Source organism: Sphingomonas sp. M1-B02, from assembly GCF_026167525.1.
In the GTDB taxonomy this organism is placed as follows: Bacteria; Pseudomonadota; Alphaproteobacteria; order Sphingomonadales; family Sphingomonadaceae; genus Sphingomonas.
Genome location: NZ_CP110679.1, coordinates 1,453,924 through 1,470,743 on the forward strand (window position 1 = coordinate 1,453,924; position 16,820 = coordinate 1,470,743).

Here is a 16,820-nt window from a genome sequence, read left to right on the forward strand (position 1 = left end):
GGCGCCGGCCAAGTGCGAGTCCTCATCGAAGTGATCCACATCGCGGTGGGACTTGCCGTCGCGATGCTGATCGCCTGGTGCGCCGCCTGGTCCTATCCGCTCGCCCGGTCCGACATCTGGCTGGTGGCCTATATCGCGATGGCGGCCGTGGTGCTGATGGGCATCGGCCCGCTGCGCCGTGCCTATGCGCTCGACCGCGAGAAACTCCGCAAGAGGAATAACCTTACCCATGGCTGAGCAACTGCCCACGGGGCAGCCGGCGATCCGCGTCACCACGATGCCCGCCGACGCGAACCCCTATGGCGACATTTTCGGCGGCTGGCTGATGAGCCAGATGGACATGGCCGCAGGGCTCGTCGCCTCGCGCTTCTCGCACGGCCGCGCGGTGACGATCGCGGTCGAGGGGATGAAGTTCCACGCCCCCGTCGCGGTCGGCGACGAAGTGTCGGTCTATGCCGATCTGGTGAAGGTCGGCCGCACCTCGATGACGATCGACGTCGCCGCCTGGCGCCGGGCCCGCCATGCCGAGGAAAGCTGCCTGGTGACCCAGGCGCAGTTCGTGTTCGTGGCGATCGACGAGGCGCGCAAGCCGCGCGCCGTCGATTCCCCTCCTGCAACCGCCTGAGACATCCTATCTCGGCTCACGACCATATAAGGCTAAGGCAACATGGCTGAATCCTACGACCTCATCGTCCTCGGCTCGGGGCCCGGCGGCTATGTCGCCGCGATCCGCGCGAGCCAGCTCGGGCTCAAGACCGCGATCGTCGAGCGCGAGTTGCTCGGCGGCATCTGCCTCAACTGGGGCTGCATCCCCACCAAGGCACTGCTGCGCTCGGCCGAGATCTTCCACTATATGCAGCACGCCAAGGACTATGGCCTCGCCGCGGACAATATCACCGCGGACCTGGAAGCCGTGGTCAAGCGCTCGCGCGGCGTCGCCAAGCAACTCAACCAGGGCGTCACGCACCTGATGAAGAAGAACAAGATCGCGGTCCACATGGGCAGCGGCAAGCTGACCGGCAAAGGCAAGCTGACCGTCACCGCCGCCGACGGCAAGACCACCGATCTGCAAGCGAAGAACATCATCGTCGCGACCGGCGCCCGCGCCCGCGACCTTCCCAATCTTCCTGCCGACGGCAAGCGCGTCTGGACCTATCGCCACGCCATGACGCCGCCCGAAATGCCGACCAGGCTGCTGGTCATCGGATCGGGCGCGATCGGGATCGAGTTCGCCAGCTTCTACAATGATATGGGGAGCGACGTTACCGTGGTCGAGATGCTCGACCGGATCGTCCCGGTCGAAGACAAGGACATCTCCGCGCACCTCGAGAAGGCGCTCAAGAAGCAGGGGATGAACATCCTCACCAGCGCGAAAATCGAGAAGATCGAGGCGTCGGGCAGCGGCGTGCAGGCAACGATCGTCACGAAGGACGGCAAGAGCACGCCAAGCGAGTTCAGCCATGTCATCGTCGCGATCGGCATCGTTCCCAACACCGAAGATCTCGGGCTCAAGGAGCTCGGCGTCGCGATGGACGATCGCGGCTTTCTCAAGACCGACGCCGCCTGCAAGACCAACATCGACGGCCTCTACGCCATCGGCGACATCACCGCCCCGCCCTGGCTCGCGCACAAGGCGAGCCATGAGGGGGTGATCGCGGCGGAAGCGATCGCCGGCAAGCATCCGCATGCGATGGACCCGCTCAACATCCCCGGCTGCACCTATTGCCACCCCCAGATCGCCAGCGTCGGGCTTACCGAGGCCAAAGCCAAAGAGGCGGGCTATGACGTGAAGGTCGGCAACTTCCCCTTCATCGGCAACGGCAAGGCGATCGCGCTGGGTGAGGCCGAAGGTTTCGTGAAGACCGTGTTCGACGCCAAGACCGGCGAACTGCTCGGCGCGCACATGATCGGCGCCGAGGTTACCGAATTGATCCAGGGCTACACCGTCGGCAAGACGCTCGAGACCACCGAGGCCGAGCTGATGGAGACGGTATTCCCGCATCCGACGATCAGCGAGACGATGCACGAAAGCGTCCTCGCCGCCTATGGGCGCGCACTGCACATCTAAGAAAGTCGCGCGACTTGACCCCCGGCGCGTCTGGCTCAACAAGGCCGGCAGCCGGGGGGCGTGCAGAATGAGTGTCGGATCCTATGCAACGCCCATGGTGGGTATCGCTTCTTCTGGTCGCCCCGATCCCGGCGACCGCGACCGAGAACGATCCCCAGGACCTTTCCAGCCTTTCGATCGAGGAGCTGGCGCAACTGCCGGTCAGTTCCGCGTCGAAGCGCGAGGAGCCGCTTAGCCGGGCGCCGACCTCGCTCTACGTCATCACCGATGCCGATATCGCCCGCGCCAATGGCACGTCGCTTCCCGAGGTGCTGCGCCTCGCGCCCAATCTTCATGTCGAGCGGATCAACGGCACCCAGCACACCGTCAGCGCCCGCGGCTTTGCCGGCTACGAGACCTCGAACAAGCTGCTGGTGCTGATCGACGGGCGCAGCGTCTATTCGACGCTGCACTCCGGGGTGAACTGGGATCTCCATTCACCCCTGCTCGAGGATCTGCAACAGATCGAAGTGATCAGCGGCCCGGGCGGGACGCTGTACGGCCCGAACGCCGTCAACGGCGTGATCAACATAATGTCGAAGAGCGCGGCCGACACGCAGGGCGCGCTGCTGCGCGGCACCGCTTCCGCCAACGAGCGGACTGCGGGCGCGCGCTACGGCTTCGCGCTCGGCGATTCGACCAAGGTGCGCGTCTACGGCAATTATTACGACCGGAAGGACATGCCCCCCGGTTTCGGCCCCAACAATGATGACGCGATCCGCGGTTGGCAGGCGGGCTTCCGCGCCGACATGGCCGCCGAGTCGGGTCACCTGACGGTGCAGGGCGACGTCTTCGATGCCGACGCCTTCGTGCTACCGGGGGACGGCAATCGCGGCCATAATCTGCTCGCACGCTGGAATCGAACGCTCGGCGAGGCTTCGTCGCTTCAGGTTCAGGCTTATTACGACTATTCGGAGCGGCGCGCCGCATCGACCGCCGATCGCGTGGAGACGGTCGATCTCGAAACCCAATATAATCTCCGCTCGGGGGCGCACGATCTGGTCGGCGGCCTCGGCATCCGCACCACGCGGGACGAATTCTTCAACCCGTTGAATATCTTCCAGCTCGATCCGCGGAAGGAGCGGCTGTGGATCGGCAATGGCTTCATCCAGGATCGCTTCGCGCTCACGGCCCGCCTTTCGGTGATCGCGGGCGTCAAGGTCGAGGCATCGACCTTTTCCGGCCTGCAGGTGCTGCCCAATTTGCGGCTCGCATGGCAGGCGGGCGATCAGGCGCTGCTTTGGACCTCCGTATCGCGCGCGGTGCGCACGCCGTCGCGGATCGATCGCGACCTGACCGCCCCCGGATTCCTCGCCGGCGCCCCCGATTTTGCATCGGAGAAGCTGATCGCGTTCGAAGCAGGCTATCGCGGCCAGCCGTCGCCGGCCACGTCGCTGGCGGCGACCGTCTATTACCACCATTATTACGACCTGCGCAGCGTGCGCTTTCTCGGCGCGCCCTGGCCGGCGCAGCTCAACAACGACCTTGGCGGCCAGCAATATGGCATCGAGGGATGGGTGACGCAGCAGATCCTGCCCTGGTGGCGCGTGACGGGCGGCGCGACCTTCGTGAAGCGCAATTTCGAGGTCCGCGACGGCGGCGTCGATATCGGCGGCGCGACCTCCCTCGGTCGCGATCCCGGCTATCAATTGTCGCTTCGCTCGCAGATCACATTGCCGCAGGGACTGACCCTCGACGCCGGCATCCGCGCGGTCGATGCGATCGAGAATCCGGACATAGACGGCTATGTCGAGGCCGATGCGCGGATCGGCTGGATGTTCGCGCCGGGCATTGAACTCTATGTCGCAGGCGACAATCTGCTCCACGCCACGCATCTCGAAAGCAACGATAGCGGGCGGACCCAGCCGATCGAGCGCAGCATCAGCGTCGGCACGCGGCTGCGATTTTGATGTCGCTGACGCATCCGACCCTCCTGCCCATCCTCTCTGCAGCGCTGCTTCTGCTCTCGGGGGGAACGGCCCGTGCCCAGGCAAGCGAGGCCGCGGTGAAGGCAGCATTCCTTCCCAAATTTGTCCGCTACATCGAATTGCCGGCAAATGTGCAGCCGGCGACCGGCCAGCCTTATTATCTCTGCGTGATCGGGCGCGATCCGTACGGCGCACTGGTCGATCGCGCCGCGAGCAGCGAAACGATCGACGGCCGCAACGTGGCAGTGCGGCGCTTTGCGACAGCCAACGTGCCCGCGGTGGCCGGCTGCCATGTCGCCTTCGTAGCGGGCGAGAATGACGCGCAATCGGCGCAGATGCTGTCGACTCTGCGACGGCAGTCGACCCTGACCATCACCGACGCGCGGCAGGGCGCGGCGCGCGGCATGATCCACTTCGTGATGGCCGCGGGGCGCGTGCGCTTTCATATCGACGATGCCGCCGCCGCGTCGCGCGGCATCTTGATCAGTTCCCGGCTCCTCGCTCTGGCGATAGACGTAAAGCAGCGCACGCCATGATCAGCATCGAACAGATTACCGGGCGCTGGCGCAGCTTCCCGATCGCGATCACCGCCATCCTGGTCGGACTGTTGCTGCTCGGCGGGATCGTCGTCATCGTCCAGGGGGAATCCTCCTATCTCGCGCAAAAGCAGCGCGAGACGCAGGCGCAGACCGAGATATTGGCGGCGAGTGCCGTCGCCGCGCTTGATTTTGGCGACGCGGCGGCCGCCCGCGAATCCGTGGATGCATTGCAGGTCAATCGCCAGATCCGCAGCGCCGGCATCTTCGATCGCAGCGGCGCATTGGTGGCCGGCTATGCCCGCAACGGCGAGATCAGCCACGACAGGCTGGAACAGGCGCTCGCCCGCGACCGCGAAGCGATTGCCGCCACCGTGCCGGTTACCCGCGGCGGCGAGCGGATCGGCACCGCCTTTATCACCGTCGATTCCCAACCGCTCTCGACGCGACTTCGCCGCTACCTTCTGATCGGCTTACTGGTGATCATGGCGGCCGTAACCGCTGCGGTGCTCGGCCTGGCCCAGGCGGCGCTCACCCGCGTCAATCGCGAGCTCGAGGCGCGTGCCGCTGCGCTGGCCGAGAGCAACGCCGAGCTCACCCACCAGATCGCCGAGCGGACCAAGGCCGAGGAACAGCTTCGCCAGGCGCAGAAGATGCAGGCGCTCGGCCAGCTGACCGGCGGCATCGCGCATGATTTCAACAATCTGCTGACCGTCATCCAGGGCTCGGCGGACATGCTGCTGCGGCCCGATCTGCCCGAGGATCGCCGCCACCGCTACGCCGACGCGATCGTCCAAGCCGCCGCCCGCGCCGCTGCGCTGACCGGACAATTGCTCGCTTTCGCCCGGCGTCAACCGCTCCAACCCGAAGTGATAGACGTCAATGCGATGATCACCGGCATGATCGAGCTGCTCGATCGCGCGCTGGGCGAGCGCGTGCAGATCGAAATCGATCTGGCAGAAGGCTCCTGCACCGTCGAGGCGGATCGCGCACAGCTCGTCTCCGCGGTGCTCAACATTGCCGTCAACGGCCGCGACGCGATGCCCGACGGCGGCAAGCTGCACATCGGCACCGCTCGCCTGGAGGAGGAGGACGGCGCGATGATCGCATTGTGTATCTCGGATCAGGGCACCGGGATGGACGCCGAGACGATCGAGCGAGCAATGGAGCCCTTTTTCACCACCAAGGGCGCTGGCAAGGGCACCGGGCTGGGGTTGAGCCAGGTCTATGGTTTCGCGACGCAATCGGGCGGCGATCTGCGAATCGAAAGCAGCCCCGGCGAAGGCACGCAGGTGACCATCCTGCTGCCGTGCAGCGGCCGCGAAGTCGTCGCAGAGGACGTCGCGCCCACCGATTCACCCGATCGCATGACCGGCGCCGTGCTGCTCGTCGAAGACAATGAGGAAGTGGGCGAGTTCGCCGAGGCGCTGCTGCGCGAGCTTGGCCACCGCGTTGTCCGTGCGCATTCCGGCGAAGAAGCCCTCGAACTGGCCAAGGTCGCCCGCTTCGATCTCGTACTGACCGATGTGGTGATGCCGGCAATGAGCGGTCTGGAGCTGGCCGCCGCGCTGACCAAGCTGCACCCGCGGCTGCCGATCGTACTCACCACCGGCTATAGCGACGAAATCGCGCGTTCGGGCGCCGGCGGACGGCCGGTCCTGCTCAAGCCCTATCGGCTGGAGACGCTGGCGACGATCCTCGACGAGACCCTGCGCAGTTCGGGCCAGCCTAGGGTTTCGTAAGGATTGCGGCGACGACGGCGATCCGCTCGACATCGGCGTAAGCGGGTAGTTCCAATTCCTCGCCGAAGACGTCGGGATCGAGTTCGCGATAGGCCAGCGCCAGGCCCCCCTGCGCGGCAAAGCGCTGCAGCGCAGCCTTCAGGCCGTCCCCGCCGTCAACGATAGCGCTGCCGGTGTAGAGGATCACGCGCCCGCCCGGAGCCAGACGTTCGGCTGCAATCCGCGTCATGTCGAACGAAACCTGGCCGCCGTGCATGCCCCCCCCGGCGCGATAGGTGCGGTCCGATTCGTCCATGATGTAAGGCGGGTTGGCGAGCGCGACGTCGATCGCCCCGTCGATGCCGCGCAGATCGTCACCCTGAACGCCACGGGCCGTGACGCCCGCCGCGCGGGCATTGATCGCGGCCAGTCGCAACGCCTGGGGATTGACGTCGGTCATCGCCACCGTCGCATCCGGGCAAAGCTTCGCAGCCACGATCGCGCCGACTCCCGATCCTGTGCCGATATCGACGATCGCCGCGCCCGGGCGCGGGGGCAATCGGGTCAGTTCCGCTTCGATCAGATCTGCAAACCGATAGCTGTCGGGACCGAAGAAGACCGCATCCTCGTCTTCGGTCGGATAGGCCGAATGGATGTACAGCCCATCCTTGAGCGACGAGATGCGATATCTGCTGCGCAGCAAGGCACCGTCCATGCGTTCCAGCCCGTTTGCGCGATCGAGCAAGGTGAGGATCTCCGGATCGAGCAGCGACGCTTCGAAGGGCAGGCTCCACCCCAGCACGTCCGTCAGCACCCGCGCCCGCTTGCGCCCCGGCCGGGCGACCACCCGGCCATGCGTTGCCGGAGTAGGCGTGACGAAGCCGTAGCCGCGGCTCCGCAGCGCCTGGCTCAAGCACAATAAGGCGTTATCGGTGTCGTCCATGGAGACCTAGGGCATCAAAAAGGCGAGCGTAGCAAGGCTTGAACCCGGCCTGGACCTCGCCGACCGAGGGATCTGCCCCGCGGAGCGCGCACCGGCCTGCGCGATGCCCAAAGCGAGGTTCAGATATACGGATCGTCGCCGGCGCCCGACAGACCAAGGATTTCGAGCTTCCTGGAAAGTGGGTTCGAGCCCGACCGTGCAACGGCCGGGCTCGTCCATCTCGCTGGTGTCAGCCGAGAAAATGGTGGGCGTGGCAAGGATTGAACTTGCGACCCCTGCGATGTCAACACAGTGCTCTACCACTGAGCTACACGCCCCCAAGGAGGGCGGGCTTTAGCGGGGCTATTCGCACTGTGCAAGCGCCCCGTGCCCGAAATCAGATCAAGCTGACATTCTCCGCCTGGAACAGCCGATCCACTTCCAGCACAAGGTCGCGCAAATGGAATGGCTTGGACAGGATTCGCGCCTGCGGGACCTGCTTGCCGGCCTTCAGCGTCACCGCCGCGAAGCCGGTGATGAACATCACCCGCATGTCGGGGGCGATGTCGCCGGCACGCTGGGCCAGCTCGATCCCGTCCATCTCCGGCATGACGATATCGGTGAGCAATAGGTCGAACCGCTCGGTCTCGAGCAAGGGGATCGCTTCGGTGCCGCGATCGACGGCGCTGACCGCATAGCCTGAGCGTTCCAAGGCGCGGGTGAGGTATTCGCGCATCACGCGGTCGTCCTCGGCCAGCAAAATCCGGATCATCACTACCCCAACCTATCGAAGGCTCGCACCATAGCGCCAAGCCCTTAAGACTTTCCAGCGCGAACATGATTGCCGCCCCAGGGCGCTGTCCCTAGTCAGGAAAGGGTGATTCCAGCGCTTTCCTTCGACCGTCACGGATCCGCCGAGCCGCCGAGCCCGATCATCCTGTCGGTGCCGCACGCCGGACGCGAATATCCGCTGCAGCTGCGCGCGGCGCTGCGGGTTCCGCTGGTCGCGCTGCGGGGGCTCGAAGACCGATATGTCGATGCGCTGGCGCTCGACGCGCGCGACACCGAGACCATGTTCGTCGCCCGGCGTGCGCGGGCATGGATCGATCTCAATCGCAGCGAGCAGGAGCGCGACCCGCGGCTCGACGACGGCGCGAACTCGATCGGCGTGCCGCAATCCGCGAAGCTGCGCAGCGGGCTGGGACTGGTGCCACGCCGCGTGGGAAATTCAGGCGATATCTGGCAGCGACGCCTGTCCGCCGACGAAGTCGCGCTGCGGATCTTCGCCGATCATCGTCCCTATCATATGGCCCTGGCCGCGGCGCTGGAAGCGGCGCACGCGCGCTTCGGAGTCGCAGTGCTGCTCGACATCCATTCGATGCCCCCGCTCGGATCGCCCGAACGCGCGCCACGCCTGGTGCTGGGCGATCGGTTCGGAAAGTCGGCGGCAGCCCGCTTCGTCGGCAGAGTGGAAAGCGTGGCGCGGGCACATGGCGTCTCCACTGCAGTCAATGCACCCTATTCGGGCGGCCACATCCTCGAGCGCCACGGCGACCCCAGGCGCGGCATCCACGCGGTGCAGCTCGAGTTCGACCGGACGCTCTATCTCGACGGGACGCTGGACGGGCCTGGCGCCGGCCTACCCGCCTCCGCCGCCTTGCTCCGCGCGATCATCAACGCCGTCAGCGATGAGGCACTCCCGGGCGCGATCGCCGCCGAGTGAACCCCACAAAAAAACCACCTCGTGGTTTCCCACGAGGTGGCCAAGGTTCAGGGAGGAGACACGCTCGAAAGCGTGTCGCACGGTGCCGCGAAAGGGGGAGAACACGACGCCGTACAGATCGAATATAAGGGGAAGGGCGGAGACTTCAAGGGTTCTCGCGCGGTTGCGAGAAACCGTGCTTCGAGAGCGACAAGCCGTTTGAAAGCCTCGATTATTCGCCGACATCGCCGGGCGGCGCAGCGAGCAGGCGACACGGGAATCGCGCCGGCAATCGCGCCGCCCGCCGCGCGGCGATCAGGCCGGGTTGACGAGCTGCGGCTGAGGCATCTTTCCGGCGCGCATCTGACGGGCGAAGAGCTCGCGCATCATCGTCAGCGAGAAAAGATGCGCATAGATCAGCGGAAGCATGCCGTTCTGCACGATCTTGCGAAGCTGATCGCCGCGCATTTCGGTGAGCTTGTTCTCGTCGACCATCATGAATCCGCGATAGACGAAGGGCTGCTGCGTATCGTCGGGCTGGATGCTGACCTCGCCGTCGATCAGCAGGCCCATCTCCATCAGCTCCTTCATGAACATCGAAGTGCGCGCGCCCGCCTGCTCGAACTGCTCATTGAATTGCAGGATGTTCTTCGTCATCTCGCTCGGCTCGCCATTGTCGAACAGCTTCTCGCCTTCCTCGAACGCGCCGATCGTGTCGGACGTGGGATCGAAGCATAGCGAAAGCTCGTCGCTATCGGGACGCAGCCGCGCCAGAAGATAGGGATAACGGCGAATATAAGCGGGCACGTAGAAGTCCGAGCCGTCCATCTTGCCTTCGTCATCGAAGAAGGTGTTCACGCCTTCGTTCAACCCCATGAGCGCCAGAGGCACGGGATCGTCACCCACCGAGAAGACGATCGGCATGAAGCGCTGAACGAGCGGAAATTCCTCGACGGTAACCGGCACCGCATGCTGCTTGGCAAGGAACGGAGCCTTGTCCAAAGGCCGGACGCGATAGTCGGCATGGGTCTGGCTCGAGAGCGGCTCGAGCTGGTTGTAGAACAACGGAAGCGACTGCTGTGGCGCGCTGGCCATCTTACTCTCCTGGATCTGCGGGGAACCTTAAATCGGGCGCGGGTCTATGGCCTGGAAGGCTCAGGCGCAAGCGCCACAAGCTTTCCCGGATTGAGGATGCCTTGCGGATCCAGCGCGCGCTTGATCGCCCGCAGCGCGGCGATGCGCGACGGCGGACCGAGCCGCTCGAGCTCGGCGCGCTTCATCTGGCCGATGCCATGCTCGGCCGAGATCGAGCCCCCCGCTGCCGCCACCATATCGTGGACGAGACGGGTGATCCTTGGCCCATCCTCGGCATACCAGCGCTCCCGATCCGCGCCGACGGGCGCACGGACGTGGAAATGGACGTTGCCGTCGCCAAGATGGCCATAGGCGACCGCCTGGGTCCCCGGGAAGCGCGCCTCAGCGGTCGCCCCGCCTTCGATCATGAAACGCGGCATATCGTCGACCGGCACCGAAATGTCGTGCTGGACGGCAGGCCCTGCGCTGCGCTCGGCCTCCGAGATCGAGTGGCGGATCCGCCAGAAGCTCTCGGCCTGCGCCTCGCTCGCCGCGATCACGGCATCGCCGGCAAGCCCATCCTCCAGCGCCGGCGCGAGCAGCCGTTCGAGCAGGATCAGCGGCGATTCCGCTTCCACATCGGTGACGACTGCCTCGATCAGCACATGCCAGCGATGCGCGCTGCCGAGCGGCGGCCGCAGCCCGGGAACGTGCCCGAGCACCAGCGCCAGGGTCTCGTCCGGCAAAATCTCGAAGCTCTCGATCGAATCGGTCCGCGCTTCCAGCTGGCGGAGCAGGGTCAGCGCGCTCGCGGGACTATCGAGCCCGACCCACGCGACGGCGCGCGCAGTGGCGCCCGGCACGAGTCGCAGCGTCGCGGCGGTGACGATACCCAGGGTGCCCTCTGCTCCGATCAGCAACTGATCGAGGTCGTAGCCGCGATTGTCCTTCTTCAGCGCGGAGAGGCCGTCATGGATCGAACCGTCGGGCAACACCGCCTCTACCCCGGCGACCAGACTGCGCATCGTGCCGAAGCGCAGCACCTGGGTGCCCCCGGCATTGGTCGAGACCAGCCCGCCCACCGTTGCGCTGCCGCGGGCGCCCAAATCGAGCGGGAAGCGGCGACCCTGTGCTTCGGCCGCCTCGCGCAAGTCCGCCAGGATCACCCCGGCCTCGGCCACCGCCAGTCCACCTGCGGGCGACAGGCTGCGGATCCGGTTCATCCGGCGAAGCGAAACCAGCAGCGCCGATCCGTCCGCCGGCGGCGTCGCGCCTCCAACCATGCCGCTATTGCCGCCTTGCGGGACCAAGGGGACCGACGCGGCCGCCGCCAGTTGGACGATCGCGGCGACTTCTTCGGTCGATCCCGGCGACAGCAATGCCGGCGTTATGCCATGGTAGCGGCCGCGCCAGTCGCTCAGCCAGGGGGCGATCGCCTCCGGATCGGTGATCGCTACCTTGGGGCCGAAGCGTTCCGTCACGCTTCGAACGAGCTGGGACTGTGCAGGCGTCATGTCCGCGGGTTAGCATGCCGATACCCAGTTCATCCACCGTTCAAACCTTTGCCCTAGAAGCGTGCCGACATGCTCAATCCGCTGCTTGCCTCTTCCAGCCTGCTGCTGTTGCTCGCCTCGCCGGCCCCCGCCCCCCAGCGGCCCGATTGGGAGGGCGCGGTGAAGCTGATGCAGCAGCGTGTAACCGTGCATGTCCCGCGCGTGACGGTGACCAGCACGACGATCATCATGCGCGCACCGCGTCCGCGCGCGCTCGTCGAGAAGAAGGCCGACGACTGCGTGAAGATGGAGAATCTCGCCGGCTTCACCGTCAATCGCTTCGACAGCGTCGATCTGGTGCTGAAGGACGGGACGCTGCTGCGCGCGAAGCTCGGCGCGGAATGCCCGGCACTGGGCTTCTACAACGGCTTCTATGTCCGCGCGACCAAGGACAAGAAGATCTGCGCGAAGCGCGACGCCATCCGCTCGCGCTCGGGCAGGTCGTGCGGCGTACAGGCCTTTACCTCGCTCTCCGCGGCGCGCTGACGCGCTTCAGCTTGACATTGCGCCCAGAATCCGCAAGCGCGTGACGGCTTTTAGGGCGTGGATGGACACGCCCATAATCCGGACATTCGCATGAGCTTTGCCGACCTCGGCCTTTCCGATGAACTTTTGCGCGCGGTGACCGACTCGGGCTATACCGAGCCGACCCCGATCCAGCGCCAGGCAATCCCTTCGGTGCTGATGGGCAAGGATCTGATCGGCATCGCCCAGACGGGGACGGGCAAGACCGCGGCCTTCGTGTTGCCGATGATCGACATCCTCGGCGAAGGCCGCACCCGCGCGCTGATGCCGCGCTCGCTGATCCTGGAGCCGACGCGCGAGCTTGCCGCGCAGGTCGCCGAGAATTTCGACAAATATGGCGTCAATCACAAGCTCTCGATGGCGTTGCTGATCGGCGGCGTCCAGATGGGCGATCAGGTCAAGGCGCTGGAAAAGGGCGTCGACGTGCTCATCGCCACCCCCGGCCGGCTGATGGACCTTTACGGCCGCGGCAAGATCCTGCTCACCGGTTGCAGCCTGCTCGTCATCGACGAGGCGGATCGCATGCTCGACATGGGCTTCATCCCCGACATCGAGGAAATCTGCACCAAGCTGCCCAAGCAGCGCCAGACCCTCCTCTTCTCGGCAACCATGCCGCCGGTGATCAAGAAGCTTGCCGACAAGTTCCTGACCGATCCCAAGCAGATCCAGGTCGCCCGCCCGGCGACCGCGAACGTCAACATCCGCCAGTGGGTCGTGCCAGTCGCGTCGCAGACCGCCAAGCGCTCGGTCCTGCGCGAGCTTTTGCGCGCCGAGGACGTGACCAACGCGATCATCTTCTGCAACCGCAAGACCACCGTTCGCGAACTCAACAAGAGCCTGCAGGGCCTCGGCCTGCGCTCGGGCGAGATCCATGGCGACATGGAGCAGCCGCAGCGAATCGCCGAGCTGGAGCGATTCAAGAAGGGCGACGTCAACATCCTCGTCGCCTCCGACGTCGCGGCGCGCGGGCTCGACATCAAGGGCGTGAGCCATGTCTTCAACTATGATGCCCCCTGGCATCCGGACGATTATGTCCACCGCATCGGCCGCACCGGTCGCGCGGGCGCGACGGGCGTTGCCTATACGCTGGTGACCCCGGACGATGCCGAGAATATCTCGGAAATCGAGAAGCTCACGGGGATGAAGATCGAGCGCGTCGGCGCGCCGGCGGGCAATCCGGCGCCTGCCAGGGCCGAGACCGAGAAGGCGCCGAGCGGGCGCGGACGCGGTCGTTCGCCGCGCGCTGCCAAGGCCGAGCCTGTCGCAGCCGCACCGGCGGAGACGGCGCGTGCGCCGGAGCCCGAGCCGGTTGTCGCGCCCAAAGCGGAGGGACCGCCGCGCGATCGGGAGCGCAGCGAAGCGCCGCGTCGCGCCCGCGGCGGCCGCGGCCCGAAAGCCGAGGAGCGGCCCCGCCCCCAGCCCCGCTCCGGCGAGGATGGCCCGGACGACGGCTGGAACGGCCCGGTTCCCGATTTCCTGAAGTTCACGCTCGGCGCCTGAAGCGTTCGCGCATGCACGCCGCACCGATCGTGTCGCCGTGCATCGCGCTCTGCCAGATGGACGAGCCCACCGGCTGGTGCATCGGCTGCGGCCGGACCATCGACGAGATCGTGCGCTGGGGCGCTACCGCGGACGAGGATCGCGCCGTGGTGATGGATGCGTTGCCCGAACGGATGGACCAACTCGCCCGGGCCAACCGCTCGCGCAGTCCTGGGCCTTAATCCGCTGCCGTCTGCGCCATCAGCGCATCGTCCTTCGCTGCCGCACGCTGATAGGCCTCGCGCCCGCTCAGGCGCTCGAAATAAGCCGAGAAAGCCTCCCGCTTGGGCAAGGTACCGAACATGGTGCCCCACCCCACTGCCGAGCCGACATAGACATCGGCCGCTGTGAAGCGATCGCCGGCGATGAAGCGGTGCGCGGCTACCGCCGCCTCGAGGACGTCCACCGCCGCCGTATAACTGCCATAGCCGAACATCCGCGACTGTTCAGGCGAAGGCTCGAACTTGGCGACATGATTGGTCACGGCCTGTTCCACCGGGCCCGCGGCGAAGAACAGCCAGCGATAATAATCCGCGCGCTCCTCGGGCAAGGGAGCCAGCCCGGCCTCCGGAAATGCATCGGCCAGATAGGCGCAGATCGCCGCCCCTTCGGTCACTACCTTGCCGCGATGGACGATCGCCGGGACCTTCCCCATCGGATTCACCGCAAGATAGTCGGCATCCTTCATCGCCGAATAGTCGACGAGCTCGGTGCGATAATCGGCGCCCGTCTCTTCGAGCATCCAGCGGGCGATCCGCCCGCGCGACTGGGGGTTGGTGTAGAATATCAGATCGTCAGCCATCGCAGCGACTCCTCGTTCGATAGAACAGAAAGTGAACGCAAGACGGCCGACAAGTCAAGCCGTTACAAGGTCGTTTCGAACAGATGGAGCAGCCGCGCCCAGGCGCGTTCCGCCTGGACCTGGTTATAGACTTCGCTGTCCGGCGGGCACCAGCCGTGCATCGTACCCTTGTAGACCTCGATCTCGGCGGGGCGCTTGGCGGCATCGAACGCCACGCGCAGCTTGTCCTTGTCGCCCGGCGCCCTGGCATCGTCATTCTCGGCGATGGCGACAAGGAAGCCGGCCTTCATCTGGGGGATCAGCGCGAGCATCGGTTCCGATGCCATCCCCCCGCCATGAAACGTGCCGCCGGCGCGAATGCGGCCGGGGACCGCGGCAGCGGTCTGCATGACCAGCGGGCCACCCATGCAATAGCCGGTGGTACCTACGCCGCGCTTGGTATCAACCTGTGCCTGCTTGTCGAGGAAGGCGACGAACGCGGTGGCGTCGGTGACCGCCGCCTGCGGGGTAAGCAGCTTGCGCGCTTCGCCGGCCTTGGTGCGGACCGCAGTGCGATCTCCGCTGGCGGCGAGCGCGGCGGCTGTCGTCGAGCGATAAAAAGGATTCACCGTCAGAACTGTATAGCCCGATGCGGCAAGCCGATCGGCCATCTGGCGGAAGGCGGGGCGCAGACCATAGATGTCGGGCCAGACGAGCACCGCCGGATGCCTGCCACTGGCGGGCGCCACGAAATAGGCGTCGACGGTGCCGTCGGGGGTCTTGATCGTGACATCGCGACCCTTGACCGCCAGCGCATTGGCCGGGCTGGGCAGCAAGACGCTGATCCCGACGGCCGCGGCAGCGGTGCCGAAAGCGCGACGCGACAGGCCATCGGCCGCAAAACGCGCATTGTCGGCTTCGGTCAGGTCGTCACACATGGCTCTCTCCTTGGGCGCGCAGTCCGGGCACGAGCCCGAGTCGTCGAGGCGAAGGCTACACGCAAGCCATGCGCGCGCCCACCGTTCGCAAGCCTGCCAGATCGCCTGTCGAAAAGGCCGGAATAGCGATCAGCTGCGGAACAGATTCTCCGCCGTGCGCTCGACCGGCACATCGGCACCCTCTTCGCCCGCCTCGGCGTCGCGGGCAAGCTGGGTACGTTCGGCGCGAAGCTGCTCGATCAGCGCTTCGCGGTCGCCTTCGAGCCGAGTGTCGGTCGGTGCTTCGATGCCGGCGGCCTTGGCGGCCTTCGCGACCAAAGCGTCGAGTTCGCGCTGGGTGGTCAGGCCCAGCGTCACCGGATCCTTCGGGGTGATGTTGGCGATGTTCCAATGGCTGCGGTCGCGGATCGCCGAGATCGTCGTGCGCGTGGTGCCGATCAGCTTGCCGATCGCGCCGTCCGAAATTTCCGGATGATGGCGCAGGATCCAGGCGATGCCGTCCGGCTTGTCCTGGCGCTTGGAGACCGGCGTATAGCGCGGCCCCTTGGTGCGGCGGACCTGCTCGGGGCCCTTGAGCATCTTGAGGCGATAGTCGGGATCGGCCTGGCCCTTCTCGATCTCCTCCATCGTCAGCTCATGCGCCCGAACCGGATCGCGACCGGTAAGCTTCGCGGTCGCGGTATCGTCGGCGATCGCCTGGACCTCGAGAATATGCAGGCCGCAGAATTCCGCGATCTGTTCGAAAGAGAGCGCGGTATTGTCGACCAGCCAGGAAGCGGTCGCATGCGGCATCAGCGGCTGGGCCACGATCTTAGTCTCCAGAAACAATAAGGGCCGCCCTTCACGGGCGGCCGGTCACCGGACTGACTTAATGCGGCTGAGGACGCAGAGCAACCTCAATCGGCCTATCTCCTCCCAGCGGGTCTCAGGCGCCCTTGCCATTCTCCTCTACCGTCACCTTCGGAAACACGACATTGATGCGCAGTGCCGTATCGCGGCGCGGGCTCTTGCACAGGCTCACTTCACCCAGCGTCGTGATTTCTTGCCTGGTCCGGCGATGCCGAAGGACCACCTTGGTGCCCAGCGCGCACATCGTCTGGTCGCCCGCTTTGTAGGTCCAGCGGGCCAGGCGCGGGCCCAGCGCGCCGCGGAGCAGATTTGCGGTCCACACCGGCGCATCGCCGGGATCGGGGCTGCCCTTGTCCAGATACAGGCCGATCGCGTCATAGTCCGCAGTTTCGTTGATCACGAAGAAGCAGCCCGTGTCGTAACAGGTCTTCGCCTGATTTTTCTGATAGCGAAAATTGAGCATCGAATTGAAGGCGATCATTTCGGGCGAGATTCGTGGCTTCATGCCGACGCTGTCCTGCGATTCCGAACCCATCGCGTCGCCGGGCGTCTGGGCGGCGGCCGCCCACGGCGCGGCCAGCAGGACGGTTAGCAGGACCAGCGCATTGCCCAAGCGTGCCATCGAACGGCTCCTGACGTCAGCCA

18 protein-coding genes and 1 tRNA gene are annotated in these 16,820 nt (G+C 65.9%); 10 read left to right on the plus strand and 9 right to left on the minus strand.

The window, feature by feature from the left end; genetic code table 11:
- Positions 1-12: 12 nt before the first annotated feature.
- From OKW87_RS07030 to OKW87_RS07055, 6 genes are all read left to right on the plus strand, one after another.
- Positions 13-237: a hypothetical protein gene (locus OKW87_RS07030; RefSeq protein WP_265543414.1), complete on the plus strand. Its 225-nt coding sequence runs from the start codon at positions 13-15 to the stop codon at positions 235-237.
- Positions 230-625 carry an acyl-CoA thioesterase gene (locus OKW87_RS07035; RefSeq protein WP_265543415.1) on the plus strand — a complete coding sequence of 132 codons (396 nt, stop codon included), beginning with the start codon at positions 230-232 and terminating at the stop codon, positions 623-625. Before OKW87_RS07030 ends, OKW87_RS07035 begins: the two co-directional genes overlap by 8 nt.
- A 42-nt stretch (positions 626-667) precedes the next feature.
- On the plus strand, positions 668-2,068 hold the full coding sequence (lpdA, locus tag OKW87_RS07040; protein ID WP_265543416.1) for a dihydrolipoyl dehydrogenase: 1,401 nt from the start codon (positions 668-670) through the stop codon (positions 2,066-2,068).
- Between the two features lie 83 nt (positions 2,069-2,151).
- Complete coding sequence (locus tag OKW87_RS07045) at positions 2,152-4,017, plus strand: TonB-dependent receptor plug domain-containing protein (RefSeq protein ID WP_265543417.1); 1,866 nt, start codon at positions 2,152-2,154, stop codon at positions 4,015-4,017.
- Positions 4,017-4,571 carry a YfiR family protein gene (locus OKW87_RS07050; protein ID WP_265543418.1) on the plus strand — a complete coding sequence of 185 codons (555 nt, stop codon included), beginning with the start codon at positions 4,017-4,019 and terminating at the stop codon, positions 4,569-4,571. The genes OKW87_RS07045 and OKW87_RS07050 overlap by 1 nt, the downstream gene beginning before the upstream one ends.
- On the plus strand, positions 4,568-6,313 hold the full coding sequence (locus OKW87_RS07055) for a response regulator (RefSeq protein WP_265543419.1): 1,746 nt from the start codon (positions 4,568-4,570) through the stop codon (positions 6,311-6,313). The genes OKW87_RS07050 and OKW87_RS07055 overlap by 4 nt, the downstream gene beginning before the upstream one ends.
- Here the strand turns inward: OKW87_RS07055 and OKW87_RS07060 are convergent.
- The 3 genes from OKW87_RS07060 to cpdR all read right to left on the minus strand — a co-directional run bounded on the left by OKW87_RS07060 (position 6,300) and on the right by cpdR (position 7,986).
- Positions 6,300-7,235: a class I SAM-dependent methyltransferase gene (locus OKW87_RS07060; RefSeq protein WP_265543420.1), complete on the minus strand. Its 936-nt coding sequence runs from the start codon at positions 7,233-7,235 to the stop codon at positions 6,300-6,302. The genes OKW87_RS07055 and OKW87_RS07060 overlap by 14 nt on opposite strands.
- Positions 7,236-7,477: 242 nt before the next feature.
- Positions 7,478-7,552: transfer RNA gene (locus OKW87_RS07065), tRNA-Val, on the minus strand.
- A 59-nt stretch (positions 7,553-7,611) separates the two neighbouring features.
- A complete protein-coding gene (cpdR, locus tag OKW87_RS07070; RefSeq protein WP_265543421.1) occupies positions 7,612-7,986 on the minus strand; it encodes a cell cycle two-component system response regulator CpdR in 375 nt (124 codons plus the stop codon).
- A gap of 105 nt (positions 7,987-8,091) precedes the next feature.
- Between cpdR and OKW87_RS07075 the strand changes: the two genes are divergently transcribed.
- Complete coding sequence (locus tag OKW87_RS07075; protein ID WP_265543422.1) at positions 8,092-8,937, plus strand: N-formylglutamate amidohydrolase; 846 nt, start codon at positions 8,092-8,094, stop codon at positions 8,935-8,937.
- Positions 8,938-9,231: 294 nt separating this feature from the next.
- On the opposite strand, the gene OKW87_RS07080 is transcribed toward OKW87_RS07075, so the two are convergent.
- Both OKW87_RS07080 and OKW87_RS07085 read right to left on the minus strand, forming a co-directional pair.
- Positions 9,232-10,011 (minus strand): SapC family protein, encoded by a 780-nt coding sequence (locus OKW87_RS07080; protein WP_265543423.1) that lies wholly within the window; start codon positions 10,009-10,011, stop codon positions 9,232-9,234.
- 44 nt (positions 10,012-10,055) lie between these two features.
- Entirely contained in the window at positions 10,056-11,504 is a 1,449-nt protein-coding gene (locus OKW87_RS07085; RefSeq protein ID WP_265543424.1) for an FAD-binding oxidoreductase, read from the minus strand.
- Between the two features lie 69 nt (positions 11,505-11,573).
- On the opposite strand from OKW87_RS07085, the gene OKW87_RS07090 reads away from it, so the two are divergent.
- From OKW87_RS07090 to OKW87_RS07100, 3 genes are all read left to right on the plus strand, one after another.
- Positions 11,574-12,029 carry a hypothetical protein gene (locus OKW87_RS07090; protein WP_265543425.1) on the plus strand — a complete coding sequence of 152 codons (456 nt, stop codon included), beginning with the start codon at positions 11,574-11,576 and terminating at the stop codon, positions 12,027-12,029.
- Between the two features lie 90 nt (positions 12,030-12,119).
- Positions 12,120-13,568 carry a DEAD/DEAH box helicase gene (locus tag OKW87_RS07095; protein ID WP_265543426.1) on the plus strand — a complete coding sequence of 483 codons (1,449 nt, stop codon included), beginning with the start codon at positions 12,120-12,122 and terminating at the stop codon, positions 13,566-13,568.
- Between the two features lie 11 nt (positions 13,569-13,579).
- On the plus strand, positions 13,580-13,789 hold the full coding sequence (locus OKW87_RS07100; protein WP_265543427.1) for a DUF1289 domain-containing protein: 210 nt from the start codon (positions 13,580-13,582) through the stop codon (positions 13,787-13,789).
- On the opposite strand, the gene OKW87_RS07105 is transcribed toward OKW87_RS07100, so the two are convergent.
- The 4 genes from OKW87_RS07105 to OKW87_RS07120 form a co-directional block, all read right to left on the minus strand.
- Positions 13,786-14,409, minus strand: coding sequence for a glutathione S-transferase family protein (locus OKW87_RS07105; protein WP_265543428.1), 624 nt, complete (start codon positions 14,407-14,409; stop codon positions 13,786-13,788). The genes OKW87_RS07100 and OKW87_RS07105 overlap by 4 nt on opposite strands.
- Before the next feature lie 62 nt (positions 14,410-14,471).
- The gene (locus OKW87_RS07110; protein WP_265543429.1) at positions 14,472-15,326 is read right to left on the minus strand and encodes a dienelactone hydrolase family protein; all 855 of its coding nucleotides are present in this window, start codon (positions 15,324-15,326) and stop codon (positions 14,472-14,474) included.
- Between the two features lie 129 nt (positions 15,327-15,455).
- A complete protein-coding gene (locus OKW87_RS07115) occupies positions 15,456-16,133 on the minus strand; it encodes a DUF1013 domain-containing protein (protein WP_265543430.1) in 678 nt (225 codons plus the stop codon).
- A gap of 118 nt (positions 16,134-16,251) precedes the next feature.
- A complete protein-coding gene (locus OKW87_RS07120) occupies positions 16,252-16,797 on the minus strand; it encodes a hypothetical protein (RefSeq protein WP_265543432.1) in 546 nt (181 codons plus the stop codon).
- Between the last annotated feature and the right edge of the window lie 23 nt (positions 16,798-16,820).